Genomic DNA, 24,881 nt, shown 5'->3' with positions numbered 1-24,881 from the left:
CTGCACTAGTCGGCTCGTTCCCACCGGAGCATGGGTGCATCCGTCATTCTAGCCATAAGATCACCTATCTGCCGGCTCCGCGATGCGTGCGGCCAGCGAGAACCCTGCCAAAAGCGGCGGAGCCACGAAGCACCAGACTCCGAACCGCATGAATAGAAGAGCCGCTGCGCCGCATCCAAGTGCGAACACCAAGACGTTCACCGACATCCTCGTGAGTCGACCAGTCGCCTGGTTCTTTGCGCTTCCTGGCATCATCACGTCGGCCAAATCGATCATGATCTGCGTCGTGGTCCCGGTCATCAACGTCGAAGGCGGCGCGCTGCCGAGATAGACACGATGTACTGCGTTCTGGATTGCCATGGCGGCGACGAGCACCATTCCCGTGACTATGGCTTGCCAGCTATCGCCGTCGTGAAAGGGACCAAATCGGATCGCGAGCGCGCCCCCCGCGACCAGCAGGATGATCTTGAGGCCGAGCATGGCTTCAAGGACCGGATGAAAACGCGGTGAGAGCCAGGAGCCAAGGAGCCGCACTGCGATCACGACCACGCAGAACACGGGCAATGCCAACAGCTTGGCTACCGCTCCAGACGTCCCGAGTACCAGGGATGCGCCGAGCGTGACGAAGTTGCCGGTAACGTGGGCGGTGAAGAGCCCCTGCAGGGCGAGAAACCCGGCCGTGTCGACATAGCCCGCGGTGAGGCTCAAGAGCAAAGGCAGCAACAGCCGGTCTTGTGTTTCAGTAGCCATCAGAGAGAATACTTCAATTCGACGCCGACATAGTCGCTGTCGTGCCCGCCTGCCTGCCGAATCGTGTCTCCGATCTTGTAATGGACGGCTTCGACCGCGCCGGTCAGATGAGCGTCGAACCGATAGTCCAGGCGTAACTGCGCGTAGGCTCCGGACCAGGCGCTGCCCTTCCCGGCCGTGCCGGCGACCGGAATATTGGGCTGCACGTAGATCGCATCAGCAATCGTCTCGCGCCACTGAAAGCCGAGCGCACCCATGATCGAGAGGTTCGTGATCGGCTTCACCGTGAGCGAAGGCTTCACGTGGACGAGGTTCACGTAGCCGGTGAAGCCCGCGAGCGTAAAATAGTAGCCGTTCGGGAATAGCGGGTTGAAGGTCCCTAGCACGTTGTCGCGGGGGTGGTGGTCGCCCGACGCCGCATCGACCTGCATCCCCAGGCGCGGCTGCCACGTGATGCCGGCGAACGTGTAGCCGGCCCGGGCACCGGTGGCCCAAGCTCGAATGTCCTTACCACCAATGACGCCGTTCTGAGCCATCGCTTCGAGATCCCAATCGAATTGGTTGAGCTTCCCGGCGAACCGGGCATCGAACACATTGCGCTTCTCGTCGCCGCTGGCGTCGAGGTAATGGGTGTTGTCCTTCTGGTAGAACGAGTAGTAGGCGGACAGTTCGTTGGTGCCGAGCACCTGCCGCTCGACGCGCAGCGTGTGGAAGCGGAAATGGCTGTTCGAGGTGTCGTCGAACGGATGCTGGAAGTCGTATTGGACCGGCTGGCTGAGAAAGCCGAGGAAGCGCCATGGTCCGCTCTCCCAATCGCCCCACACGGCATCAAAGGACTGGCGCACGTTCGCGCCTTCACGCGAAGACACGAAGCGTTGAAGGTCAAAGTCGAAGTCCTGCCGGCCGACGCGCGCCTTGAAGGTCCCCACTTGGGTCGCGTTGACGTAAGCCAGGAAGCCGAGCCGCATGTCGAGCGGATCCTGGTCAACAGGCGTGACAACGTTCTTGCCGAAGGCGCGGTCGTCCTCGACCTGCAGAAAAAGCTGCCAGTGTTCGTCCAGATGGAAGTCGGCATGGAATTGTAGACGCTGAAGCAGGTACGCATCGCTCCTGATCCCGCCAACACCGAACGCGGCTGCGTTCACGGCCTCGAACCGCTCCCGCAGTGTCATACCGAACGACACATAGCTCTTCGGATCGCCCGGCATGATCGGGATGTACTTGATGGGATCGAAGACTTCCGTGCGCAGCGCCGGATCGGCGAGAGCCGACCAATCCTCCTGCCAGCGGTTGGTCTTGATCTCCGGGCGGGCCGGCTTTTCGTCGGCCAGCGCGGAGGACGACATGGCCAGGGAGCCGGGAGCGGCAAGGATGCTCACCGCCAAGAATGCGCCGGCTCTGCCTTGTCTCGTCGAAAACATGTTCGGTCACTTGCTCCGGATCGGTTCAAGGTACGGGCTCTCGATGAGCACCGCAAACGGGGCTTATTTCGCCGCCGCGTGGATCTCCGCGACGTAGCCGCCCGGGAACTGCACGATGGCCGAGTCCCGGCGATCCGAGGTGAAAGGCTGCACGAGAACCGTCGCCCCCGCTGCCGTCGCCTTCGTCAGCGTGTCCTTCAAGTCGGCAACCTCGTAGCCGGTGAGTTCGCGTCCATAGGGGTATGGCAGGTGTCCATCCGTGACCAATACGATCATCTTGCCGAACGCGGATTCGATCCGGATGCGGCGGTACATGTCCTTGGGACGGCCGATTTCGATGCCGGAGGCCTTTGCGTCGTCTGAAACCACCTTGCCATGCGAGAAACGGAGAAAGGCGCGCGTGAAGGCGTCGGCCCGCTCAGGAGACACATAGACCCTGTTTTCGGGCACGGTCGTGAACGCCGCATAGGACGGCTTGGTCGTGTGCCAGTACAGCTGCATGTTGATCCCTCCGGGCCACTGGATCACCACGTCCCGGCCGATCGGATCTGGAAAGGTCGCCACCAGGACATCCGCACCCGCATCTTTTGCGGCCTTCACGGCCTCATCGATGTCGGTGACGAGATAGCCCGTCCGCTCGGCGCCGAAGGGATAGGGGATCGGCGTCTTGAACCCGAACAGAGAGACGGTGCCGACCGGCGTCTGAAGAAGCTGGGACGTCGTGCTGCTCGGTGTCGGCGTCACGGTGGCGACGACCTGCTTCGTGCTCTGTCCGCCGAAGGTGGCGAGGAAGCTCGCCACGAACTTATCAACCTCTTCCGGCGCCACGTAGACGTGAGTCGTATCGTATTGCGCGCCGACGCCGAGTTGTGGCGTAGCCGCATTCTTCGCCGCGGCGGCGGACGCGCTCATCAGGATCGATGAAATCAGCAGGATGTTGATCAGATGTCGTTTGCCGGACATGGGGAGCCTCGTTGCGTTCATGCGTCCCGCTGGCGCAGGGACAGGATGGAGACGAGCACCAGGCCCGCAATCAGGCCGAGATGCTCGAAGAATGCGTTGACGGCCAGGAAGCGGTCATGGCCAGCCTTAGCCCAGAAATCGTTCGCGGTGAGCATGGCGACTGCTGTCAGCACGCCAAGCCCTCCCGCGCCAAGCCATATCCAGCGACCGAGGATCACCAGCGCCGAGCCGCCGAGTTCGACGATGATGGCCGCGGCGGCCCACAGCCAGGCTGGCTGGAGGCCGAAATGCGCCTGCTCCGCGACCGCTGCGGGGAAATCGACAAGCTTCTGGATTCCGCCGATCAGGAAGGCCGAGACCAGCGCGACCTTCGAAATCGGCAGCAGCAGCGGCCAGAACAGTATGGCCGCTGTCCAGCCTGGAGTGTCGCGGTTCGCACGCATCTCACACCGCCCAGCAGGCGCAGCCGAGCGCCCCCCAGAAGCTCTTGAGATCCGACACCGGCAACTTGCCCGCCCAAGCGCGCGCGTGGTCGTGACCATGCACACCGCAGAGGTTGGCACAACCGCACGACTGCATCGCGTGGGTTCTGATCGCGGAGGCCTTACCGTCCGAACCCACCCAGTTGCCGTAACCGCCGAAGCTGCGCACGGGCGACCAGTCCGGCATCGCCGGCGGAGGCGGTGCGTCATCGAGCGACTTGAAAGCTCCAGTACCGTAGACGATGCGCCCGCCCACCACCGTGAGGTCGCTCGTCGTGTCGGCGATCTCGCTCTCGGAGCAGGAAAAGAAGTCCCTGTCTGGAACGATCAGATCGGCGAGCTGTCTGACTGCGATCCGCCCCTTCTTGCCTTCCTCGTTCGAGAACCAGGTGACGTTCTCCGTCCACATCCTGAGCGCCGTCTCGCGGTCGAGGCAGTTTCGCTGCGGATATAACCGGAGCCCGCCGACCGTCATTCCGGTCACCAGCCAGGCCAGCGAGACCCAGGGATTGTAGGAGGCTACCCTCGTCGCGTCGGTGCCCGCGGAGATCTTCACTCCCTTGTCGATGATCTTCTTCACCGGCGGCGTCGCCTCGGCGGCGCCATAGCCATAGCGCTCGACGAAATACTCGCCCTGGTAGGCCATGCGGTGCTGCACGGCGATGCCGCCGCCGAGCGCGGCGATGCGGTCGATCGATGCGTCGGAGATCGTCTCGGCGTGATCGAAGAACCAGTGCAGACCATCCAGCGGGATCTCCTGGTTGACCTTCTCGAACACGTCGAGCGCGCGCGAGATGGTCTCATCGTAGGTCGCATGCAGCCGCCATGGCCACTTGTTCTGAGCCAGAATACGGACGACCTCCTCGAGTTCGCCCTCCATCTCCGGCGGCATGTCCGGACGTGGCACGCGGAAGTCCTCGAAGTCGGCCGCCGAGAATACCAGCATCTCGCCGGCACCGTTGTGCCGGAAATAGTCCGTGCCCTGCTTGTACTTCGATGTCTGCGTCCAGTTCAGGAAATCCTGCTTCTCCCCCTTCGGCTTCTGGGTGAACAGGTTGTAGGCGAGCCGGATCGTGAGCTGTCCCTCATCGGAGAGCTTCTGGATGACCGCATAGTCCTCCGGATAATTCTGGAAGCCGCCGCCGGCGTCGATGGCGCCCGTCACGCCCAGCCGATTCAGTTCGCGCATGAAGTGGCGGGTCGAATTGACCTGATATTCGAATGGCAGCTTCGGGCCTTTCGCCAGCGTCGCGTAGAGGATGTTGGCGTTTGGCTTGGCGAGCAGCAGACCGGTCGGGTTGCCTTTCGGATCGCGCATGATCTCGCCGCCCGGCGGTTCCGGGGTATCCTTGGTATAGCCGACAGCCCTCAGCGCTGCGCCGTTCAGGATGGCACGATCGTACAGATGCAGGATGAAGACAGGGGTGTCCGGCGCGACCGCGTTGAGCTCGTCGATGGTCGGCAAGCGCTTCTCGGCGAACTGGTGTTCGGTGAACCCACCGACGACGCGTACCCATTGCGGCGGCGGCGTGATGGCGACCTGCTTCTTCAACATGGCCATCGCGTCGGCGAGCGACCATACGCCATCCCAACGCAATTCCATGTTGAAGTTGAGCCCGCCGCGGATGATGTGCAGGTGATTGTCGATCAGCCCCGGCAGGACGCGGCGCCCTTTCAGATCGATGATCTTGGTCGAAGGCCCGGCCAGCTTCATGACCTCGCTGTCGTGGCCGACCGCAGTGAAGACGCCATCCTTGATGGCGACCGCGCTTGCGGTCGGGTTGGAACGGTCGAGCGTGGTGAAGAGGCCGCGGTGGAAGATAGTATCGGGAGCGTTCATGATGCTTTCTCCGCGACGTTAGTGGTTTCCTTAGCCTCGTCGGCATGCCGCCCAGGCAGCATGCCGAACATGTGAGGCGCGCACTTCGCCTGCCGCCATGCGGCGGCAAGGCCATGACCCGCAACCATCTGCTTGGCGACCGGGACAATCTGCTCGCCGGCGAGAATGCCGAGGAGGCCGACCAGGGCCACCAGAGGGGGCGCGGGCGAGCGCACGTTGAGGAGACTGTAGATCACCCCGACGAGAACGCCCGCGCCGAGCGACAGGAGATAAATCTTCATGAGCAAGCCGGGCCCTTACTTGGGTCCCGCCTCCGATGCGTGCTCGCCCAGAGCCCACTTCGAGAACCGGATCTGAATTCCGTACGGCGAATGCGCACGCTGGATGTCCATCATGCCTTCGTAAGTCTCGGTGCGCGCCCAGTCCTGCTGAAGCTCGTAGGCGTACTGCGATGAGGTGATGGGGATCGCTCCCGCCTGGATGGCGCGCTCCACTGCCCGGTTATGGGCTTCGAGCGAAAGGTCGCCGCAAGCATCGGCGGCAATGTAGATCTCATAACCTTCCTTCAGCATGTCCAAGGTCGGAAAGATCACACAGGCCTCGGTCCACAGACCGGCCAGCACGAATTTCTTGCGACCGGTGGCAGCCACCGCCTTGCGGAAGTTCGCATCGAGCCAGGAATTCATGGACGTGCGGTCGATGACGTCGTGCTTCGGAAACAGCGAGGTCACTTCCGGAATGAACGGTCCGGAAAACGAATCCCTGGCCACCGTGGTCAGCACGGTCGGGATTTTGAACAGTTTGGCGGCCTTTGCGAGGATCTGGACGTTATTGATCGTGACCAGACGGTCATGCGACTGAACGCCCTGGAACATCGCCGGCTGATAGTCGATCAGTGCGATGGCGCTGTTGTCGGGGGTGAGCATATCGAGTTTCGACATTTTTGATCTCTCTGTGATGAATCGCTCATGTGAGCGGGCTGGCGGAAACTGAGTGGCGACGAAACCAAGTGCGCCCGCTCTCGGAGCTAAGTGATATTGCGGATGCGTTCGGCGGTCGCTGCTGAACGAAGCGCATTTTGAACAAACGGCTCAAGTTCTGCCGTCTTTCGCAATTTCCGCGATACAGCCACGACGAAATATCGCACAGTGAATGTAGCCATTTGTGCAAGATGCAGGCGGTCGTCCCGGCACCGGACGATGTCGAATTAGGCGAGAGGCGTGCCTTTGCGGCGATTGGAAACAAGCTGCAGGTTTCATCCTGGCAGCGACGAAAGTGCGCCTTTGTTGCTGGCCATCCCTGGTCGCGCGGCCAGTCCCTTCGACTTCTTGAATTTTTGCAAATCCATCAGCGCCGGCTCGGGAATTCTGGCGGTCTCGACCCCGCACTCCACCGGCAACGGCAAAACCCGATCGAGAGATTTTGCAGATGATCTAGCTCTGACGATCCGGAATGCACTACATGCGCACGGGCTCACGCTGGTGCCGATGGTCGTGGTTGGCCACGCCGAAGGAGCGGACGCTGCGCTTGATCTGATCGCCTGCCATGCAGATGCGATAAGCGCCGCCATCATCATTAACCCAACTCACACCATGCGCTCGCCAGCTACGAACCTTGACGGGATCGACGTGATGCTCGCCCTAACACGGGGCGTTGGGTCAGCCGACGAAACCGCGCTACAGATCGAAAAATGCCTGGCGGAAGCGGGGGCTCGCGTGATTTGCGAGCGAGTGCCGCGCAGCCGAGTTATTCGCAAGCGGGACGAACTCATGGCTCGGATTTTCCTTTCGGCCCTCTTCCGCTGATGTGCTCCTGAGCGTCGATTCGAAGGGATCGGATTTGCAGCGAGTGAAGGGCTCGCTCCAAACGGTCTGCGCTAAGAGGCTGCCTGGCGGCGCCAAACACCAGGGCTACAACCGACTATCCGGCTGAAATGCCTGCTCAGATGGGCCTGATCGGCGAATCCGGTGAGGGCCGCTACTTCCGCGATCGGAAACTGATCTGACACCAGCATCTCCTTCGCCTTCTCTATGCGCGCGACAAGCAGCCATTGGTGAGGCGACTGCCCCGTGGACATTCTGAAAGCCCGGCAGAAATGCGACCGCGACAGCTGAGCGATGTTCGCGAGTTCGAGCAAACCGACATTGTCCGCAAGATGTTCTCGCAGATAATCGGTGACCATCCGCAGGCGCCGGGGCGGCAGCCCACCCCTGGCCGGCGTTCGGTACGCCTTCCCGAAGGCCGCAAGGCGCAGGAGCAGCGCCACCGACAAACTGTCCCCGTACAGCCGCGGAGAGTCTTCTTCCCGACTGACCTCGGCTTCGAAGAGCCTTGCGATATGCAAAAGGGCGGGATCGTAAAACAACAGACGCGGAGCGAATGCAGACGGGCTCACTTCCTCGTCAACCAACTGTTTGAGAGCGTCATCTGCGAACGTGAAGGAGATGTGGCGCGTGTAGCGCGTCTCATTGCAGATTGCCCACATTTCCGTCTTGGCGGGCGTAAAGTTCATGTTGTGGATGGTATTCGCCGGATCCGGGCCGCTCCGACTCTTCTCGCTACGCATTTCCGGAACGTTGCCGTCGAGGTCGAGCATGATCGACAGCCGGGCGCAATCGTAACACAGGTCTGCGCAGTACGACTTGGCGCAGACAAGTTCGGTCACGCTGGCGGTGAGCCCGTTCCAGGATCGGGAATGGAGGCTTTTCACCGTCGCGCCTTCCCGCCTCGTCGGGACGAACGGACGCTTCCACACAGGGAAGTCTGCGTGATTCTGCAAAGCCGAGTGCCCCTGAGACTGGTCGTGCGGAGCGGTCATGAGCGACACAATCCGATGACGCGATAGCCGTGATCGAGGAAGAACAGAATCTGGGCATCCCAGTCGTCCGACGACAGCAGCCAACCATGGCTGAACACGATCGGCTGGCCAGAGCCCCAGTCCTTGTAAAAGATCTCGACGTCGTCCTTCGTCCTGATCGTCGGCATCCTCGACCTCTCATGTTCAGGTCTGGGATCGTTATTCGCTGGACCGTCGCCAGGGAAATAAATCGTTCCAAAATTTCCCGGACGGGATGTGCCGGATAAAGTGGCGGTCCGGGCCGGCGTTTTTGGAACATTTTACTTGGCTTCGACCAATCCTCGCGACAGGGTGTGGCGTGCTCGAAGGACGCGGATGCGATGAAGAATCTGACACAATTTGGCGAAGATTTGCGTCTCCATCTGTTTCGTCTGCAGGCAAGCCTTGACAACATCAACGGACTGTTCGCCGGGGCCGCCATCGCCAACGACGCGGAACTCGCGGCCCGGTTGGAAGGAATGCACGCTCTCATGAAGGAGTTTTCAACGCGCGCAGCAGAGCTCCGTGACACGCTGCAGGCCGGCATCGAACGCGACACCGCACTCGTGCCCGAAACGCTGTCCAATTGGATAGCCCGGCGACAGACGGCGCAGCTTCACGCCCGCGCCGACATGATCGAGCAACTGGCTACGGTCGCAGCGGAATTGGCGACCCTGTCCGCCGTCGAAGCCGAACGCATCACGATGACCGCGATCATCGCGCGCCGACAAGCGGTTGCCGTGCAGGTTCAGCGCGACCTCTGATGACCTTTTCGAGCGACCTCGATGGATGGACACGCACCGGCCGGTGGCGTAAGGAGGACCCTTGCGAAAAGCCGACGATTGCTTGAAGGATGTCCGATCGCGACAACAGACCAGAGCGCACATTCCTCTTCGGACCGTTTCGCCTTTCCACCGCAAAGCGGGTGCTGCTCGAGGGCGACCGCGTCGTTCGCCTTGGCGGCAAAGCCCTCGAGATCCTGATCGCGCTCCTCGAGCGCGCAGGGGAACTTGTGAGCAAGCGCGAACTCGTCGAGATCGCTTGGCCCGATACGTTCGTCGTTGAAGCCAACCTCACCGTCCAGGTGGCGGCGCTTCGCCGCGCGCTCGGGGAGGATGATCGCGCCAATCAGTACATCGTAAATAGTCCGGGACGAGGATACCGTTTCGTCGCGCCCATAAGAGTGCTCGAAGAGGAGCGCCCGGCCCTCGACCAGCCGGCGTCACCGGAAGCCCACAACCTACCGGCACAACTGATCCGACTGGTCGGACGAGCGGAAGCGCTTCGGTCAACGAAGCAAAAGCTGACCGACGGGCGCCTCCTGAGTATCGTCGGGCCGCCGGGCGTCGGAAAGAGCTCGATCGCGCTTCAACTGGCGGAAACGATGTTGTCGCAGTTTCGGGATGGCGTTTGGCTGATTGACCTCGGGTCGATCGCAGACGCCTCGCTGATTGCGAGCATGATTGCGTCCGCGCTCCCGATCGACGTCCGCTCGAGCGACATGCTGTCCGGCATCGCCGCTGCGCTACGCTACAAGAACCTGCTTCTGGTATTCGACAATTGCGAGCATCTGATCGACGGGGCGGCGGCCCCGATCGGTCAGCTGCTGCGCAACTCCGGCGACATCAAGGCGCTGATCACGAGCAGGGAGCCGCTGCGCATCGAAGGCGAGCAGGTCTTCCGGCTACCTCCCCTAGAAGTGCCTCCGATGGCAGCGACCCTCGGCGCGAAGGACGTCTTGAGCTACCCGGCGGTTCAGTTGTTTGTCGAACGGGCGGCCGCTATCGTCAATGATTTCGAACTCACCGATGCCAATGCCGCCTTCGCGGCGCAGATATGCCGAGAACTGGACGGCAACCCGCTTGCGATCGAGGTCGCCGCTGCGCGCGTCGACGCGTTCGGTGTCAAGGGACTGGCCGCCAGGATCGAAGACCGCATGCACCTGCTTGCGGACGCTCGCCGCGGCACGCCGGCGCGACACCGCACGATCGCGGCTGCGCTCGAGTGGAGCTACCAACTGCTGAGCGAGCGCGAGCGACACGTTCTGCGCTGCCTCGGAATTTTCGCCGGCAGCTTCAGTCTCGAGGCGGCCGTCGCGGTGATTCCAACGACAGAGGGGACCGACACAGCATCGATCATCGCGGATCTGGTCTGCAAATCGTTGGTTTCCGTCGACATCGGTTCCGAGGCGGCGAGATTTCGGCTGCTGGAGATCACAAAGGCGTTCGCGCTTGCGAAGCTGATCGAGGAATCGGAGCGGAACGAACTCGCCGTCCGCCTCGCGTCCTGTCTTACTGAAATGCTGCGCAAATGCGCCGATGGACCGAAGCGAGTGCAAACGCTCAGGGACGCGGTCCAGGAACTCGATAACGTGCGCGGGATGCTGAACTTGGCGTTCTCGCCGGGCGGCCAGCCGCAGGCGGGCATTGCGCTCACGGCCGCCGCCGTGCCGGTTTGGTTGGAGAACTCGCTCCTGACGGAGTGCATCGTCTGGACGACGAAAGCGATCGAGGCTCTCGAAGCCACCGTCGAAAGCGAACGAAGTGAAATGATCCTGAAGGCCGCCTTCGGACTCGCGGTGATGTTCACCGAGGGGATGACGAGTCAGTCGCGAGAGGCTTTGAACAGATCGATCGAGCTGGCGGGGCAGCTCGGCGATCGGCAATGGGAGCTTCGGGCCCGGCTGGGCCTCGTGCTCTTCCTGCACCGGCGCGGCGACTTCAAGGGCGCATTGGAAGGGACGAACAAGATCGAGAGACTCGTGGCGGACGCCGGCGAGCCCGCGGCCGTGGCGATGACGAAGAGCGTGAAGAGCGCCTCGCTCTTTTTCCGAGCGGAGTATGCGACGGCCCTGAATCTCGCACGCGAGGCGCACGAATACTTCCGAATTCACAGCGACGCGTCGCACATAGGCCGCTGGGGCCTGAACCACTCGATCTATGCGCAGTGCGTGATGGCGCGGTGCTATTGGAATCTTGGGCGCTTCGATCGAACTGTTCTGGCCTGCCTTTCGGCACATTCCGAGGCAGAAAAGACCGGCAATCCGACGTCGATCTGTCAGGCGCTCAGTTGGTGCGGGGTTTCTCTCTTCCTGAGCCTTGAAGACTTGGATCGGGCGGCCGGCGCTTTACAGAGGTTCAGGCAAGTGGCTCAGGAGAACAGCATCAAGAGCTATGTATTTGCCTCGATCGGCTACGAAGGCAGGTTGCTTTTCCTGAGAGGCGAGATCGAGCCCGCCGAAAGGTTGTTGCGGGAGGCGCTCTCGAAGCTAAGCGGCGCCCAATACGACAATGTGTCCATTCCATTCCTCGGGCGCTTGGCGGAGCTCCTGGCTGTTGACGGTCGCCCCGAAGAGGGACTGTTGGCGTCGGCGGAGTGCCTGGAGCGAACAAAGGCGACCGATGCTCTCTGGTTGCTACCAGATGCGCTGAGGATTCACGGAGACGTCCTTGCCGCATTGGAGGGCCCCGACTCGCAGTCGGCAGAGGTCAATTTGCGTGAATCGATGGAGATTTCCGAACGGCAGGCGGCCCTTGGATGGGAGCTTAAATCGGCCGAGAGCCTTGCAAATTTCTTGCGTCGAAAGCACCAAAACGAAGAAGCTTCGGCGGTACTGGACCGAACGCTCGGAAAATTCACAGAGGGTCTTGAGTCCGTCCCGTTCCGGCGCGCCAAGGCTCTGCTCGACGAATTGCGACGGGTAGCCTCTTCGGAGGAGGCGCGTCCTTCGGCTCGCAAGGCAGACCCGCGCGTCTGAACCGTGGTCGCCGGCCCCAACTGCTGGCCACACAAAGGAAGAGCTTCCTGCCCGAACCGCGCAGTCCAATTGTTCAAGAGCCGGGGGAGCAGTTCATATAGGCTGCCCGACTGCCGTCTGTTTGAACGAACTTGGAATCCCCGAGAACTCAACAGCGCATTTCGGAGAGAGGTACCCGTCATGAGCGACAGTAAGACTCTGCTGCAACCCAGCGATTGTGCTCTCGTGCTGATCGATCAGCAGGCAGGCCTCGCATTCGGGGTCGGTTCGATCGACCGTCAGGTGCTTCTCAACAACACGATTGCGCTCACACGGACCGCTAAGGTGTTTGGGCTACCGATTGTCGCATCAACGTCGGCCTCAAAGGTCTACAGCGGTCCGTTAATGGCGGCAATTCGGGAGGTTCTTCCGGATATCCACCCCATCGAGCGCCGGAATATGAACTTGTGGGATGATGATGCCGCTCGAACAGCGGTCATTCAAACGGGCAAGCGAAGGCTGATCGTTTCAGGCCTTCTGACAGAAGCCTGCGTCTCGTTTCCGGTGCTTTCGGCGCTTCACGAGGGCTTTGATGTTTTTGTGGTTGGCGACGCGTGCGGCGGTCTCACCCCTGTGAGCCATGATCTCGCCTTGCGACGTATGTGCGACGCAGGCGCGCATATGACATCATGGATCCAGGTTCTTCTGGAGTTTCAGCGAGACTGGACCCGTCGGGAAACGTACGACGGCGCTCGATCCATCGTGGAAACCCACGGCGGTGGATACGGAATCGGCCTCGCATATGCGCGCGACATGATCCGCCCTGCACCCTAGGAGGTGTAGCTTCGCTTCCAGCTGATCCCTTGCGCCATCGTTTCGATCCTTCGTTGAGCCAGAGCGAAAGGATGCGATTTGCCACAGCAGAGCACATGACAAAGATTGACGAAAATCGAACGCAGAGCGCTTCGCCATGGATCGCGTTCCGACACAAGGCGTTTACGGTAGTTTGGATCGCGACCGTCGTCGCCAATGTCGGCACCTGGATGTACAACGCGGCATCCGGATGGCTGATGACGAGCCTCAATCCGGATCCACTCACGGTCTCCCTGGTCCAGGTCGCGAGCAGCCTTCCCATGTTCCTTTTCGCGCTGCCCGCCGGCGCTCTGGCCGATATCGTCGACAGGCGCCGCTTTCTCATCGGATCGGAAATCCTACTCACCGTCGTCGCGGCGGTGAGCGCGGTTCTGGTCTGGCTCGACCTGATCAATCCGTCGATTCTGCTGTTGTTCACATTCCTCCTCGGTGCGGGTTCTGCTTTCACCGCTCCCGCATGGCAATCAATCGTGCCGCAGCTTGTCCCGAAGCAAGACCTGGCTGCGGCGGTGGCGACCAACGGCGTCGGTGTCAATATCAGCAGGGCAATCGGACCGGCGCTCGGTGGCGTCGTGATCGGCGTGCTAGGCATCGCGGCGCCGTTCTGGATCAACGCATTGAGCAACTTCGCCGTGATCGGCGCCCTGCTCTGGTGGCGCCCACCGACATCGCAAGGAAGCAGACTTCCGCCGGAGCGCCTGACCGGAGCCCTCGTGATCGGCTTTCGGCATGCGCGATACAACCCCGATCTGCGCGCGACTCTCATACGGGCGGTGGCGTTCTTCTTCTTCGCCAGCGCATATTGGGCTCTGCTCCCGCTCGTCGCGCGCAATCAGATCGCGGGCGGTCCCGAACTCTACGGCATTCTGCTCGGCGCGATCGGCATCGGTGCCGTCGGCGGCGCATTTGCGCTGCCTTGGCTGAAGGCGGTTCTAGGACCCGACCGGCTCGTCGCGGTCGGCACGTTCGGCACGGCGTCCAGCTTGGTCCTGCTGGGTGCCGCACGCTATTCCGCGATCGGATTCGCGGCCTGCCTCCTCGCAGGCATGTCATGGATCGCCGTTCTCGCGAGCCTGAACGTCTCGGTCCAGATGTCCCTGCCCGATTGGGTGCGCGGGCGCGGGCTGGCCATGTTCGTGACCGTGTTCTTCGGCGCGATGACCGCCGGCAGCGCGCTTTGGGGGCAGCTTGCCTCGGCGTTCGGCCTGCCCGCGGCGCACTTCATCGCGGCCGCCGGAGCGGTAGCGGGCATCGCGCTGACCTGGCGCTGGAAGCTGCGGGGCGGCCAGGGGGTGGACCTCGCGCCCTCCATGCATTGGCCGGCCCCCGTGCTGGCGGTCGACGCGGATGCCGACCGCGGGCCGGTACTGGTCACGGTGGAGTACCGTATCGCTCCTGAGCGAAGAGACGCCTTTCTCGATGCAATCAAGCAACTGGAGCAGCAACGACGGCGTGATGGCGCCTATTCCTGGGACGTCTTCGAAGATGCTGCCGACAGCGGACGCTTTCTGGAGACGTTTATGGTCGCCTCGTGGCTGGAGCATCTACGACAACATCAACGCGTAACGAACGCTGACAGGATCGTTCAGGATTCCGTCCGCGAGTTTGGCGCTGCTGCCGAGCCCAAGGTGACCCATCTTATTGCTGCGGATTTTCGGGGGCTACCGGGTTCCTCCGGCTGAGGCAGATATCCGGGCCAAGGGGCTTCTCGAAATGACGGAGCAAGCGGCAGCATTGCGATCCTCCTGCACCTCTTTCAAGGACACACCTCTGCATTCTCGCGGCGGATTTCGCCCGAGCTTTGCTTCGTCACTGTCCCCTCAAAGCCAAGAGGGCGCAGGGAAGGCCGGGTGCCGGCGGCACCCGCGGTCCGCTGCGCGAAGATGGTGCGCAAGGAGACCGCACAGCAGCATACAGGTGAAGCCCAACACACGGCCTTCCCTGCGCGATGGTCGGGCGGCTTATGCCGCGCTCTCCCGGGAGCCGAATTCCTTCTGGCCTCCCTCGCCTTCGCGAAAGTCGCCGGCGCCGCACCGGTTGACGCGACTGCCGCATCCGCAAAGGCTTGACCGTAGCAACGACGGCCAGGACCACACGGTTTTGCCGTACGCGCGGCTCGCTTGTTCACCACAGGGTTCGACGACGTTGTGCACGTTGCCGTCGACCTGTTGGCGAGACGAGCCTGTCAGCGCCGTTCGTCCGCGCGAAACCTTGGGCTCACGGAGAGCAATCCGCCCTGCCCGCACCTCTCGCGCCCGACGCTGCCGCGTCCACCGCAGACCCGGCTCGCGACAATGACGACCACATGATCGCCCCTCAAGAATGAGCCGGGATGGGCAACACATACGACAAATCCGAATTTCGGTAAAGCGGAATATTTCTTCGCAGGCGGATTGACAGCGAGGCGAAACAGGCTGAGACCGCACCTGATGCGCGTAGGATGAGATGCAGATTTTCGGGATCGCACAGTTGCTGCCCGCACCAGGCAGTGAGCGAGGTCGCACTGTTGCCGGTGCCGGGCGAGACGATCTTGGAAAAGCTCTCGACCTCGGTGCGGCACTGCGTGCCGTCAGTATCGCAAGTGCCGCGGATCGCCACCAGCAGCCCAAGCGACGCTCCGATGTTCACATTTTTGCCTATTTGACCCTCGTGGAGTCCTTGGATAGGTTGCTCTCAACCTCCGATGTCCCCCCAAGAGAGCCACGACCAAGGTGAGCGCACTCGTCTCTGCGAACAGCAAGGCCGCCGATCCCGCGTCGCCAATCGGTTCCAGCTTTCGACGCTTCACCGTTGGATTCATTGCATTCTTAGCTTTCCCTCCGCTCGCCCTCTCCGCGCTCATCCTATTCGTTGACCCCTACTACGTGTTCGGAACCCCTGACATTGCAGGGATCAATCTCGTGCGGCCGCGCTACGAAAATTACGTTCCCGCCGTGAAGCCGTATCAGGTACGGCGGATCAAGCCCGACGCGGTCATATTAGGCAGCTCCCGTGCCGAGGTCGCGCTCGATCCGCAGCATCCCGGATGGAACGGCAAAAACGTCTTCAACTTCGGACTGCCTTCGGCCACCAGCTATGAGGTCATGCTGGCGTTTCTCCACGCACAATCAGTTGCACCGCTCCAGCAAACTGTGATCGGCCTGGATTTCTTCGGATTCAATATCTTCTTTCCGCGCGACCAGGCCTACCTGGAGGGTCGATTCTCCGGCGACGGGGTTCGGGCCTTCGCCGATTTTCTGACAGCCGAGCTTGCGAAGCGCCGGTCTGACAGCGCCGGCGAACCTTCCGCCTCCGCTGCGACGCCTACCCCGGGGGACGTGGCCCGCACGGAAGCGGCCGCGGATCCTACCGTGATGTTGGAGGGCAGTCCCCCTGCCGACTGGAACGAAGCGCTCTATCTTCGACTCTATCCGGACGTTGCTGCCGAGGTCCGGCGAGGCACCTTCGTCAGCGGCTATCACCACTATCTTGCTGCCGGACGCGCCGAAGGTCGGCAGAATGGAGTGTCGCCACCCGGCTGGAATGAGGCGCAGTATCTTCGAATCTATCCGGATGTTGCCGCCGAGGTTCGGCGAGGCACCTTCGTCAGCGGCTATCACCATTATCTTGCCGCCGGGCGCGCTGAAGGCCGACAGGACGGCACGCCACCGCCCGACTGGAACGAAGAGCTCTATCTGAGCGTCAATCACGACGTGAGAGCGGAAGTCGCTCGCGGCACCTTCATCAGCGGTTATCACCACTATCTCGCCGCCGGCAAAGCGGAGCATCGCGAGGGCGGCTTCACACCGAAAGCCTGGAACGACAGGAGATATCTACAGGTCAACCGCGACGTCGAGTATCAGATTTCGCAAGGTTCTTTTCTGAACGGCTATCACCACTATCTGGCGGCCGGGCGTGCGGAAAAGCGGATGGGCGGCTTTCTGCCCGACGGCTGGAACGAAGCCAACTATCTGTCCAAAAATCCCGATGCACGCGTCCGATTGGCGCTTGGCGAATACGGCGACGGTTATTCGCACTACGCTGCAGTCGGTCAAAAGCAGGGACTGACGGGTGGCCTTCCGGCCGCCGATTATTCGGACGTCCTCCTGTCACGTTGGCAAGCGCTCGGAAAGGCGGCGTTTCAGATCGGCGAGCTATTCCGCCTGGTTTTTTCGACAACGGCTGTGCACGACGCGATCGCAACACTTCGTGGGCAATCGGAGCCCGTGTCGTTCAACAGCCGTGGCATGCGCGTTTGGGATTGGCAAGACGACAACATTCACAAGAACGGTGGCAACGGCCGGGTCTTCCGCAACAACGTTCTGAGCTGGCGCTGGTACATTTGGCTCATGCCGCCGCGATACATGTATTGCTTCAACAACCGCGAAACCGGAATGAGCAGTTTCGAAGCATTCCGCTTCCTGGTTCGGCGAGCCCATGAACGGGAAACCGATCTGCGCCTCTTCATGACGCCGCTGCACGCTTCGGTTCGGCAATTGTTCGTCGCGCTCGGCCTCTCCGACCGGTACGAGTTCTGGCAGCAGGAATTGGTCCGAATCAATGAAGAAGAGGCGGCGCGAGCCGGACGCAAGCCGTTCGCCCTGTGGGATTTCAGCGACGCCAACTCGGTTACGCGTGAAATCGTGCCGGAGCGCACAGATCTGACGCCGATGCGTTGGTTCTGGGAACTTTCGCATTACCGTCGTGCCGCCGGCGATCTCATCCTCGATCGCATCTTCGGACATGATCGTCCGGAATCCGCGCCACCGGCGGATTTTGGCGTCCACCTCACGGGTGAGAACATCAATGCGCATCTTGCGCATAGCCGGGAGGGAATTGCCGGTTGGGCGGCCGCCAATCCCGAATTTGCCAGGCAGATCTCGGCCGCAACCCAAGGCTCGAAAGTTCAGAATCGTCAAAACAAAGCGACGTGTTGGTAACCCTTGCTGTTCAACTCGCCCATCTTCCTGTTCGTCTTCCTGCCGATCACGCTCGGCGGCTTTTACCTGCTCGGCTCGCGGCGGCCAAATGCGGCGCTGCTGTTCCTGCTCGCGGCATGCCTGGCATTCTACGCCTATTCGAGCCTGTTCAACTTCGCTCTCTTCCTCGTTTCGGTTGTTGCGAACTTCCTCTTCGGCTACGCCATCGCTCATTCTCGCCTGAGATCGCGGGCATGGCTGATCGGCGGCATTGCGCTCAATCTCGCGCTGATCGGCTATTTCAAATACACCGGCCTGATCATCTCCAGCATCGACCAGTTGTTTTCGGCTTCGTTCGTCATCCCGACCATTGCGCTGCCGGTCGGGATCTCCTTCTACACCTTCGAGCAGATCAGCTATTTGATCGAGACCCGGCAACGGAAGCAGGCTGAATCGTCGCTGGCACGCTATTCGCTGTTCGTCAGCTTCTTCCCCCATCTGATCGCCGGGCCCATCATCCGCCCTCATCAGCTGTTGCCGCAGTTTTCGGCCCCGACGTTCGCGCTTTTCTCCTGGCAAAACTTCGCGCTCGGCATCAGCTTCCTGCTGTTCGGCCTGTTCAAGAAGACCATCATCGCGGACAGCATGGCCGCGTACGCGACGCCCGTATTCACCTCCGCGGCGAATGGCGGAACGCCCGGGTTCGTCAACGCCTGGGGAGCTGCCCTCGCCTACACCTTCCAGATCTATTTCGACTTCTCCGGCTATTCGGACATGGCGATCGGCCTTGGTCTGATGTTCGGCATCGTGCTCCCCTTCAATTTCAACTCACCCTACAAGGCGACCAGTATCGTCGATTTCTGGCGGCGCTGGCACATCACGCTATCGCTGTTCCTGCGTGACTACGTTTACATCCCGCTGGGTGGCAACCGGTCCGGCCCGGCGCGGCGCTATGTCAACGTCATGCTCACCATGCTGATCGGCGGCCTCTGGCATGGCGCAAACTGGACGTTCGTCGCCTGGGGCGGACTGCACGGCCTGTTCCTGCTCGTCAACCACGCCTGGCGGGCTCTTCGCGGCGAGCGCGAGGTCAACGTCTTCAGGCAGTGGATGGCGCAGATTGCCACGTTTCTCCTGGTCGTGATCGCCTGGGTCTTCTTCCGGGCCGAGAGCTTCGATGCAGCGAATCGCATTCTCGATGGAATGAGGGGTATGCATGGCTGGCTCCACGGCCCTCTGCTCGACCCTGCTCCGGGAGTCTCGGAGGGGCTGAAGGCGATCGGAGTCGGTGTTGAGGGCGACTGGCTCGCCGGCGGTGTGCTGCTCGGCTGGTTCATCGCGGCATTGGCGATCGTGTGGGGGCTGCCGAACACCCAGCAATTTCTCCTCGGCGAAGGGCGACCGAAAAAAGCCTGGCTGGTATGGCGTCCGACGCTCGGCTGGGCGGCGGCGCTCGGCCTGCTGTTCGGCGTCGCCTTCACCTACAATCTGGTGGCGGTCAATCGCGTGAGCGAATTCATCTACTTCACGTTCTGAAGCTGCATGACATAGAACCGCCTCGTGACAACGGCTCAGCTCATCTGCTCATAGAAGGCGAAGCCTTCGTCGACGCCGCCAAAGAAGACGCTCTCGCCCTTGGATAGGACCAGCGCCTTTGTGCACATCAACCGGCACAGCTCTTTCGAATGTGACGCCAGCATCAAGATCCGCGCGCGGCTGACGAACTGATTAACGCGCTCGCGCGCCTTCTCCTGGAAGTGTGCATCGCCCGCGCCGATGCCTTCGTCGATCAACAGGATGTCGGGGTTCTGGGCCGTCGCAAGCGCGAAGGCGAGCCGGGCCTGCATACCCGCCGAGTAGATGCGCGTCGGCAACGACAGATAGACGCCGAGCTCGGTGAATTCCTCGATGTCGCGCACCAGGCCCTGATACTTGTCGTTCGGCCAATTGTAGAGGTTTGCGATCAGCCTGATGTTCTCGTAGCCAGTGGCATCGGCATTCAACGCGATGCTGCCGCTGAGCAGCGTGAATGCACTCCCCTTCACGTCCACCGAACCGGTGGACGTCGGGTAGATTCCGGCCACCAGCCGCAACAGGGTGGTCTTGCCCGCGCCATTGTGGCCGATCAGGCAGACGCGGTCACCCTCTTCCAGTTCGAGCGAGAGATTCTTCAGGGCATGAATGACGATGACGCCGTTGGTGCGGCTTGCCGTGTCGGAGCCGACCCGGACATTGCTGAACGACGGCAGGCGGATCAGGCGGAGCGCATGGCTATCGTAGATCGGTATGCTGACGTTGACGTTCTTCAGACGCACGTAGGTCATGGGTCAGCCGTTTCCCAGGGCAACGTTTGAGCATGATCTCATCGGAAGGCCGGTATTCATTTTTCCGGACATGCTCTAGACGCAGAACGCGAGTTGACCGCGCATCCGCCGGTAAACGAAAAAGGCGAGCCCATAACCGGCCACGGTAAACCCGAGAACCGTCAGATAGTGCGCGAGTGGCGGGACCTGGCCGAGCAGCGGATCGCGGATGATCTCGATGAAATAGAACAGCACGTTGTATTCGACGAGAAACTGCCGGTTGCTGGCGATTTGCCGGTAGTTCCAGAATACCGGCGTCACGAAAAAAGCAAGTTGCATCAAGTTTCGCACGATCAGTTCGACGTCCCGGTACCGCGCGCAAATGAAGCCGAGCACCATCACGACCCAGAAGCCGTTGACGAACAGCAGCACGATCCCGGGGATCGCAAGCAGGCTGGTCCAACTGAGCGGCACGAGCGCAAACACGACCCCCATCACATAAATGATCGCGTGATGCCCGAAGGTGATCATGATCTTGAAAACGGTTCGTCCGACATAGAGACCGAGACCGAGCGTCGAATTGCTGAGATATCCGGCATTTCTGACGAAGACGCCGCCCCCTTCGATGACCAGTGCTGATATGGCCGACCAGACGATGATTCCGACGCCGACATAGGCGATAATGTCGGAGACGCTGCTGCCAAAGATCGCCGAAGAGACGACGCTCAGGCCCAGCAGCATCACGAGAACGTTGAGGGTCTCCCACAATGGGCCGATTCTCGACCGCCGATATTGGCAGACCGTGTCGAGCCACGCCCAGCTCAGGGCGTTGGACAACGTGTTCAAGCTCCCGTGGATCGCTGATGCCACCGGATGCGGTTCTGATATCGGCTTTACAGCGGTTGAGGCCAAGACCACTCCCAACTTCGTGCACCACTCCGCGTCAGGCGTCGCGTTCTGAATATCGCACCCGACAGGCAGGCCGGACCAGAAGTCCGCGCAAAGGAACTTGCGATGCCCCGCAAGATTGCGCCAGACGTCAGGCCCGCAACCGGGCTTCGTAACGGCGGTAGACGCCTTCGATGCTCAGCATGACATCTCGCCCAAGCGGCCCCTGTTCGCAAGCCGCGACGCTGGCCAGAACTTCGTTACGCGTTAGCATGCCTGGAATCACCGTGGCAACTCCGTCCACCGAAAGGCAAAATCGCAGTGCCAAGGCAACGCGATTCCCGGGCGTATCGGCCAGATCGACGCTGTCGACAACCCCTTGGGCGGCCTCCATCCAAGTGACGATCCGATCGCGCGGCCATCTGCTGCGATGGTCGTTGGCAGGAAATACGGTGTCCTTGCCGACGCCTCCGGCCAGAAATCCCGAGGCCAGCGGCGTACGGGCGATCATGCCAATGCCTCGCGACGCCGCCTGACCGGGCAATCCGGCATCGATCGCGCGCCAGTCCAGTATGTTGCAGTTGACCTGAAAGCACCCGACGCCGGCGACATCGATCAGCGCGAGCGCATCTTCCGGCGAGAGCGTCGAGATGCCCCAGCACCTGACCTTGCCCTCGGTCACAAACCGCTGCATCAGCTCCACGACCTCGAGGTCGCCCGTCACGATGTCGAGACTGCCGTTGTGGAGCTGGAGCACGTCGACATAATCCGTCCGCAGCCGGCGCAGGCTGCCTTCGAGCGACGTCCGCAACGCCGCCGGGCTGAAGTCGTACCCGCGATAGGATGCCGTGATGCCGGCCTTGGTCGCGATGACGACGTCGCTTCGGCGGCCTTCGAAGCACGCGCCGATCAGTTCTTCGCTGTGACCGTTTCCGTAGACATTCGACGTGTCGTAGAAGGTGATTCCGCGATCGAACGCCGCGTTCAGGGCGCGAAGCGATTCCTGATCGTCAGTCTCGCCGTAGGACGTAGCGCCCGGCGTGCAGCCCCCGATCCCCCAGGCGCCGAAGCCGATGGCCGAAACCATAATTCCGGTGGAACCGAGCGGCCGGTAGTGCAAGGGCTTGGCTCGCTACGGGATCAGTAATGGCCGGCGAGCTGCGGCTCGGCCATGATGCTGCGGTTGATATAGAGATAGGCGCCCTTCTTGTTGCCCCACCACACGACTTCACGGCACCAGTCGAGAATATCGGAATAGCTGGACTTGCTGCGCTCGATCAACACCTCCGACGGCATCTCACGCAACGCCGCAGGCGCGCCCTTACGGACATTGTCGCAGAATTCAAGGATGTTGTAGCGCGTGGACATCCGGAGATCGTCCAGCACGAAAGGTTGCGAAATCAGGGCGGCGTTCAGCTTGATCGCCTCCTTCACCGCGCCTTCGAGCAGCGGCCAGGATTGATCGACCATGGACTTTGCGAGCAGACCGGGCAGCAGCCTCTCCGCCTCCGCGTAGAACGTCTGCAGCTGCCCTTCCGCGGTCAGCTTGATGAACATGTATTCGTCGGCCGGCCAATAGATCCCGAGCCACTCCTTCGAATAGACGTATTCGGGCCCGCCATGCTGCATCGACAGCGCCTCTCTGTCGAAGAGCTCGCGCACGCTGCTGATGACGGGATACTCTTCCTTCGGGGCCGTCAGGAACGCATCGATGATATCGCGATAGGCGAGGCCCCCGAGCTCGCAGGCCACCATCATCGGCAGTTGCAGCAGCTTGTCGAAATGCAGGAACGCCGCCATCCAGCCAAACACACGCGTCTTGCGCCATTCCTCCGGCGGCAACGAATAGGTCGCGATCACGAGGTCCTGAACCTCGGGAACATCGTCGGGCATCTCTTCGCGGGTGCCGTGGATGTTGATGATCTCGGACTGAACCGTCACCATCCCAAACTTCTTGAGATAGTCCGGGTTGCCCATTTCTGCGTTGGGCAGAATGGTCAGATTGTTGAACTGCACGCGGTTATGCTGGCCGAGGCGGATCAGCTTGTCGACGCCGTTCCGGAACGTGTCATAGGTCTCGCCGGGCAGGCCGAGGATGATATCGCTGTAGGTCTCGACCTTGTCGGCCGTGAATCGCCGCGCCAGTTCGAAATAGGTTTCCAGCGAGATGTTGTCGCGCTTGATGTTCTTGAGCGTGGTCGCATCAAGACTCTGCATCGACAGCGCAACGCCCTTGTTCAGCTTTGCATCCGACAGGATCTTCTGGGTCTGGTAGGCGCGCTCGGTGGCATTCTTGGTGTTCTGCACCGAGAAGCCGTGGGGAAATCCGGTTCGCGCACGGATCTCCGCCACCGCCTCCGCAATTTCGACGTCGCGCTTCTGAATGCCGAAATTGGCGTCGCAGACGAAGATATACTTGACCTCGCGCCCGGCGAACCAATCAAGCTCGCCGCGCAGGCGATCGAACTCGAACTTGGTCACCTTGCCGGCAGTCGCCGAGCCCCAATCGCAGAACGTGCACTGGAACGGGCAGCCGCGATTGGTCTCCCAGAGACCGATCCACTGCTCCTCCGGGTTGCTGGCGATCAGGTCGTCGAAAATGCCGTTCAGGAACGGCGACGGCAGCTCTTCCAGGTCGCGCATCCGCTCGACGGGTGCGGCGCGCACGAAATTGCCGGCGGCGTCGATGTAGCTGATGCCGCGGATTCCGCTCCAGTCGCGCTCCGGAAGCCGGTTCAGCAGCTCGACGAAAGTCTTCTCGCCCTCGTTGTGGACGACGAGATCGATGAACGGATTGTCGCGCAGGAAGCTTTCGGCATGGTCGGGCACATGCGGCCCGCCAAAGATCACCAGCCGGTCAGGATGGAGCCGTTTGACGCGCCGCGCCGCCTCGAGCGATATCCTGGCGTTCCAGACATAGATGCTGAAGCCGATGACGTCGGCGCCTTCCAGCCGATCCACGATCTCGGACACCGGAATCCGCTTGTAGATCATCGGGAGGAAACTGAACTTGCCGGGCGGCAGCCGGTGCTCGGCGTAGGATTGCAGGCAGGCAATCGAATACGGCAGGTAGTTCTGGCCGGAAAAGCTATTGTTGATTTGGACGAGCCCGATCCGAACCATTGTCAGTTCCCAGGTCCCCACCCGCTGAAGTAGCCAGCGCCGATTGGATACACGCCAGATCAGCGGTCAGTAAGTCAATACCAAATAACTTCTCGGCTATATAGAGCCCGCTCAGCGCCGCAGTCTGGTCGAAACGGTGCGATTTCACCAGATCCAGCAACTCGGACCGTGGCAGGGACCGCACGGTTCCATGCTCCGTCCGCCGGTATCCCTCGGCCTCGTGGGCCCCCAGGCCCACGAAGAAATAGTCGATCGCATCTTCCCGCTGAAGGGCAAAGCGGCAGGGCGTTATCGCGTGCCAGCTCTCGCAGACCAGCCCCGTCTCCTCCAGAACCTCTCGAACGACGGCGACCTCGGGGGTCTCCCCCGGGTCCACCGAGCCTGCCGGCATCTCCAGCGTCGTCCGGCCGAGCGGCGGGCGGTATTGCTCGACCATGACGACCGCTCCCGCGCGATCGAGCACGAAAGCAAGGACGCCATTGGGGCGAATCACACAGTAGTAGGGTTCCGTGGTTCCACTCGGCTCCCGACCGGGATCAACAGTTCTGATTTCAAACCAGGGGGTCCGAAAGACCGTCCCGAACTCAGCCGTCATGTGGCAAAATCACATTGTTCGATTGGTGGACCGCATGCACGCTTTCGCGCTCCTGGCGCCGGGAAACGACCGCTAACAGCGGCAGCTAACGATGTCCTTGGCGATCGTCGTCGATCGCCACGCCCGGCTCGTCACGACACCGTTCCGGATCGCCGCGGCCGCCTCCAAAGACA

Annotated in this window: 21 protein-coding genes and 1 pseudogene; 7 read left to right on the top strand and 15 right to left on the bottom strand. The window is 61.5% G+C overall.

Going from position 1 to position 24,881, the window contains the following annotated elements:
- Positions 1–60 precede the first annotated feature (60 nt).
- The 7 genes from JQ635_RS06940 to JQ635_RS06910 form a co-directional block, all read right to left on the bottom strand.
- Positions 61–750 carry a YoaK family protein gene (locus JQ635_RS06940; protein ID WP_211409127.1) on the bottom strand — a complete coding sequence of 230 codons (690 nt, stop codon included), beginning with the start codon at positions 748–750 and terminating at the stop codon, positions 61–63.
- On the bottom strand, positions 750–2,171 hold the full coding sequence (locus tag JQ635_RS06935; protein ID WP_211409126.1) for an alginate export family protein: 1,422 nt from the start codon (positions 2,169–2,171) through the stop codon (positions 750–752). Before JQ635_RS06935 ends, JQ635_RS06940 begins: the two co-directional genes overlap by 1 nt.
- 63 nt (positions 2,172–2,234) lie before the next feature.
- Entirely contained in the window at positions 2,235–3,134 is a 900-nt protein-coding gene (locus tag JQ635_RS06930) for a glyoxalase (RefSeq protein WP_211409125.1), read from the bottom strand.
- Between the two features lie 17 nt (positions 3,135–3,151).
- Positions 3,152–3,577 (bottom strand): DoxX family protein, encoded by a 426-nt coding sequence (locus JQ635_RS06925; RefSeq protein ID WP_211409124.1) that lies wholly within the window; start codon positions 3,575–3,577, stop codon positions 3,152–3,154.
- A gap of 1 nt (position 3,578) precedes the next feature.
- A complete protein-coding gene (locus tag JQ635_RS06920; protein WP_246583348.1) occupies positions 3,579–5,456 on the bottom strand; it encodes an amidohydrolase in 1,878 nt (625 codons plus the stop codon).
- Positions 5,453–5,737 carry a XapX domain-containing protein gene (locus JQ635_RS06915; protein ID WP_038966833.1) on the bottom strand — a complete coding sequence of 95 codons (285 nt, stop codon included), beginning with the start codon at positions 5,735–5,737 and terminating at the stop codon, positions 5,453–5,455. The genes JQ635_RS06920 and JQ635_RS06915 overlap by 4 nt, the downstream gene beginning before the upstream one ends.
- Before the next feature lie 15 nt (positions 5,738–5,752).
- On the bottom strand, positions 5,753–6,397 hold the full coding sequence (locus JQ635_RS06910) for a hydrolase (protein WP_211409123.1): 645 nt from the start codon (positions 6,395–6,397) through the stop codon (positions 5,753–5,755).
- 342 nt (positions 6,398–6,739) lie between these two features.
- Here JQ635_RS06910 and JQ635_RS06905 point away from each other — a divergent pair, with 342 nt between their 5' ends.
- Positions 6,740–7,261 (top strand): hypothetical protein, encoded by a 522-nt coding sequence (locus JQ635_RS06905; RefSeq protein WP_211409122.1) that lies wholly within the window; start codon positions 6,740–6,742, stop codon positions 7,259–7,261.
- 71 nt (positions 7,262–7,332) lie between these two features.
- Here JQ635_RS06905 and JQ635_RS06900 read toward each other — a convergent pair whose 3' ends face one another.
- Complete coding sequence (locus JQ635_RS06900) at positions 7,333–8,274, bottom strand: helix-turn-helix domain-containing protein (RefSeq protein WP_211409121.1); 942 nt, start codon at positions 8,272–8,274, stop codon at positions 7,333–7,335.
- A gap of 14 nt (positions 8,275–8,288) precedes the next feature.
- Positions 8,289–8,441 (bottom strand): annotated as a pseudogene (locus tag JQ635_RS06895) (alpha/beta fold hydrolase); the annotation flags it as partial.
- Positions 8,442–8,633: 192 nt separating this feature from the next.
- On the opposite strand from JQ635_RS06895, the gene JQ635_RS06890 reads away from it, so the two are divergent.
- From JQ635_RS06890 to JQ635_RS06875, 4 genes are all read left to right on the top strand, one after another.
- Positions 8,634–9,056, top strand: a complete 423-nt coding sequence (locus tag JQ635_RS06890) for a hypothetical protein (protein ID WP_211409120.1) — start codon at positions 8,634–8,636, stop codon at positions 9,054–9,056.
- Between the two features lie 89 nt (positions 9,057–9,145).
- On the top strand, positions 9,146–12,049 hold the full coding sequence (locus tag JQ635_RS06885) for an ATP-binding protein (protein WP_211409119.1): 2,904 nt from the start codon (positions 9,146–9,148) through the stop codon (positions 12,047–12,049).
- A gap of 180 nt (positions 12,050–12,229) precedes the next feature.
- On the top strand, positions 12,230–12,862 hold the full coding sequence (locus tag JQ635_RS06880) for a hydrolase (RefSeq protein WP_211409118.1): 633 nt from the start codon (positions 12,230–12,232) through the stop codon (positions 12,860–12,862).
- Between the two features lie 95 nt (positions 12,863–12,957).
- Positions 12,958–14,583 (top strand): MFS transporter, encoded by a 1,626-nt coding sequence (locus JQ635_RS06875; RefSeq protein ID WP_211409117.1) that lies wholly within the window; start codon positions 12,958–12,960, stop codon positions 14,581–14,583.
- A 634-nt stretch (positions 14,584–15,217) separates the two neighbouring features.
- Here JQ635_RS06875 and JQ635_RS06870 read toward each other — a convergent pair.
- Entirely contained in the window at positions 15,218–15,529 is a 312-nt protein-coding gene (locus JQ635_RS06870; RefSeq protein WP_211409116.1) for a hypothetical protein, read from the bottom strand.
- A gap of 83 nt (positions 15,530–15,612) precedes the next feature.
- On the opposite strand from JQ635_RS06870, the gene JQ635_RS06865 reads away from it, so the two are divergent.
- Both JQ635_RS06865 and JQ635_RS06860 read left to right on the top strand, forming a co-directional pair.
- A complete protein-coding gene (locus tag JQ635_RS06865; protein ID WP_211409115.1) occupies positions 15,613–17,820 on the top strand; it encodes a hypothetical protein in 2,208 nt (735 codons plus the stop codon).
- 3 nt (positions 17,821–17,823) lie between these two features.
- Positions 17,824–19,335 (top strand): MBOAT family O-acyltransferase, encoded by a 1,512-nt coding sequence (locus tag JQ635_RS06860; protein WP_211409114.1) that lies wholly within the window; start codon positions 17,824–17,826, stop codon positions 19,333–19,335.
- Positions 19,336–19,370: 35 nt separating this feature from the next.
- Here JQ635_RS06860 and JQ635_RS06855 read toward each other — a convergent pair whose 3' ends face one another.
- The 5 genes from JQ635_RS06855 to JQ635_RS06835 form a co-directional block, all read right to left on the bottom strand.
- The gene (locus JQ635_RS06855) at positions 19,371–20,123 is read right to left on the bottom strand and encodes an ABC transporter ATP-binding protein (protein WP_211409113.1); all 753 of its coding nucleotides are present in this window, start codon (positions 20,121–20,123) and stop codon (positions 19,371–19,373) included.
- A 75-nt stretch (positions 20,124–20,198) separates the two neighbouring features.
- A complete protein-coding gene (locus JQ635_RS06850; protein ID WP_211409112.1) occupies positions 20,199–20,939 on the bottom strand; it encodes an ABC transporter permease in 741 nt (246 codons plus the stop codon).
- Positions 20,940–21,141: 202 nt separating this feature from the next.
- Positions 21,142–22,110 carry an aldo/keto reductase gene (locus JQ635_RS06845; RefSeq protein ID WP_211409111.1) on the bottom strand — a complete coding sequence of 323 codons (969 nt, stop codon included), beginning with the start codon at positions 22,108–22,110 and terminating at the stop codon, positions 21,142–21,144.
- A gap of 20 nt (positions 22,111–22,130) precedes the next feature.
- The gene (locus JQ635_RS06840) at positions 22,131–24,113 is read right to left on the bottom strand and encodes a B12-binding domain-containing radical SAM protein (RefSeq protein ID WP_211409110.1); all 1,983 of its coding nucleotides are present in this window, start codon (positions 24,111–24,113) and stop codon (positions 22,131–22,133) included.
- Entirely contained in the window at positions 24,079–24,708 is a 630-nt protein-coding gene (locus JQ635_RS06835) for an NUDIX hydrolase (RefSeq protein WP_211409109.1), read from the bottom strand. Before JQ635_RS06835 ends, JQ635_RS06840 begins: the two co-directional genes overlap by 35 nt.
- Between the last annotated feature and the right edge of the window lie 173 nt (positions 24,709–24,881).

Origin of the sequence: Bradyrhizobium iriomotense, from assembly GCF_018130765.1 — a bacterium.
GTDB lineage: Bacteria > Pseudomonadota > Alphaproteobacteria > Rhizobiales > Xanthobacteraceae > Bradyrhizobium > Bradyrhizobium iriomotense_A.
This window is presented reverse-complemented; position numbering and strand designations above follow the sequence as displayed.

Coding starts and splice junctions, on each gene's coding strand:
- JQ635_RS06940 (WP_211409127.1), bottom strand. CDS start 750: ATGGCTACTGAAACACAAGACCGGCTGTTGCTGCCTTTGCTCTTGAGC.
- JQ635_RS06935 (WP_211409126.1), bottom strand. CDS start 2,171: ATGTTTTCGACGAGACAAGGCAGAGCCGGCGCATTCTTGGCGGTGAGC.
- JQ635_RS06930 (WP_211409125.1), bottom strand. CDS start 3,134: ATGTCCGGCAAACGACATCTGATCAACATCCTGCTGATTTCATCGATC.
- JQ635_RS06925 (WP_211409124.1), bottom strand. CDS start 3,577: ATGCGTGCGAACCGCGACACTCCAGGCTGGACAGCGGCCATACTGTTC.
- JQ635_RS06920 (WP_246583348.1), bottom strand. CDS start 5,456: ATGAACGCTCCCGATACTATCTTCCACCGCGGCCTCTTCACCACGCTC.
- JQ635_RS06915 (WP_038966833.1), bottom strand. CDS start 5,737: ATGAAGATTTATCTCCTGTCGCTCGGCGCGGGCGTTCTCGTCGGGGTG.
- JQ635_RS06910 (WP_211409123.1), bottom strand. CDS start 6,397: ATGTCGAAACTCGATATGCTCACCCCCGACAACAGCGCCATCGCACTG.
- JQ635_RS06900 (WP_211409121.1), bottom strand. CDS start 8,274: ATGACCGCTCCGCACGACCAGTCTCAGGGGCACTCGGCTTTGCAGAAT.
- JQ635_RS06890 (WP_211409120.1), top strand. CDS start 8,634: ATGAAGAATCTGACACAATTTGGCGAAGATTTGCGTCTCCATCTGTTT.
- JQ635_RS06885 (WP_211409119.1), top strand. CDS start 9,146: ATGTCCGATCGCGACAACAGACCAGAGCGCACATTCCTCTTCGGACCG.
- JQ635_RS06880 (WP_211409118.1), top strand. CDS start 12,230: ATGAGCGACAGTAAGACTCTGCTGCAACCCAGCGATTGTGCTCTCGTG.
- JQ635_RS06875 (WP_211409117.1), top strand. CDS start 12,958: ATGACAAAGATTGACGAAAATCGAACGCAGAGCGCTTCGCCATGGATC.
- JQ635_RS06855 (WP_211409113.1), bottom strand. CDS start 20,123: ATGACCTACGTGCGTCTGAAGAACGTCAACGTCAGCATACCGATCTAC.
- JQ635_RS06840 (WP_211409110.1), bottom strand. CDS start 24,113: ATGGTTCGGATCGGGCTCGTCCAAATCAACAATAGCTTTTCCGGCCAG.
- JQ635_RS06835 (WP_211409109.1), bottom strand. CDS start 24,708: ATGACGGCTGAGTTCGGGACGGTCTTTCGGACCCCCTGGTTTGAAATC.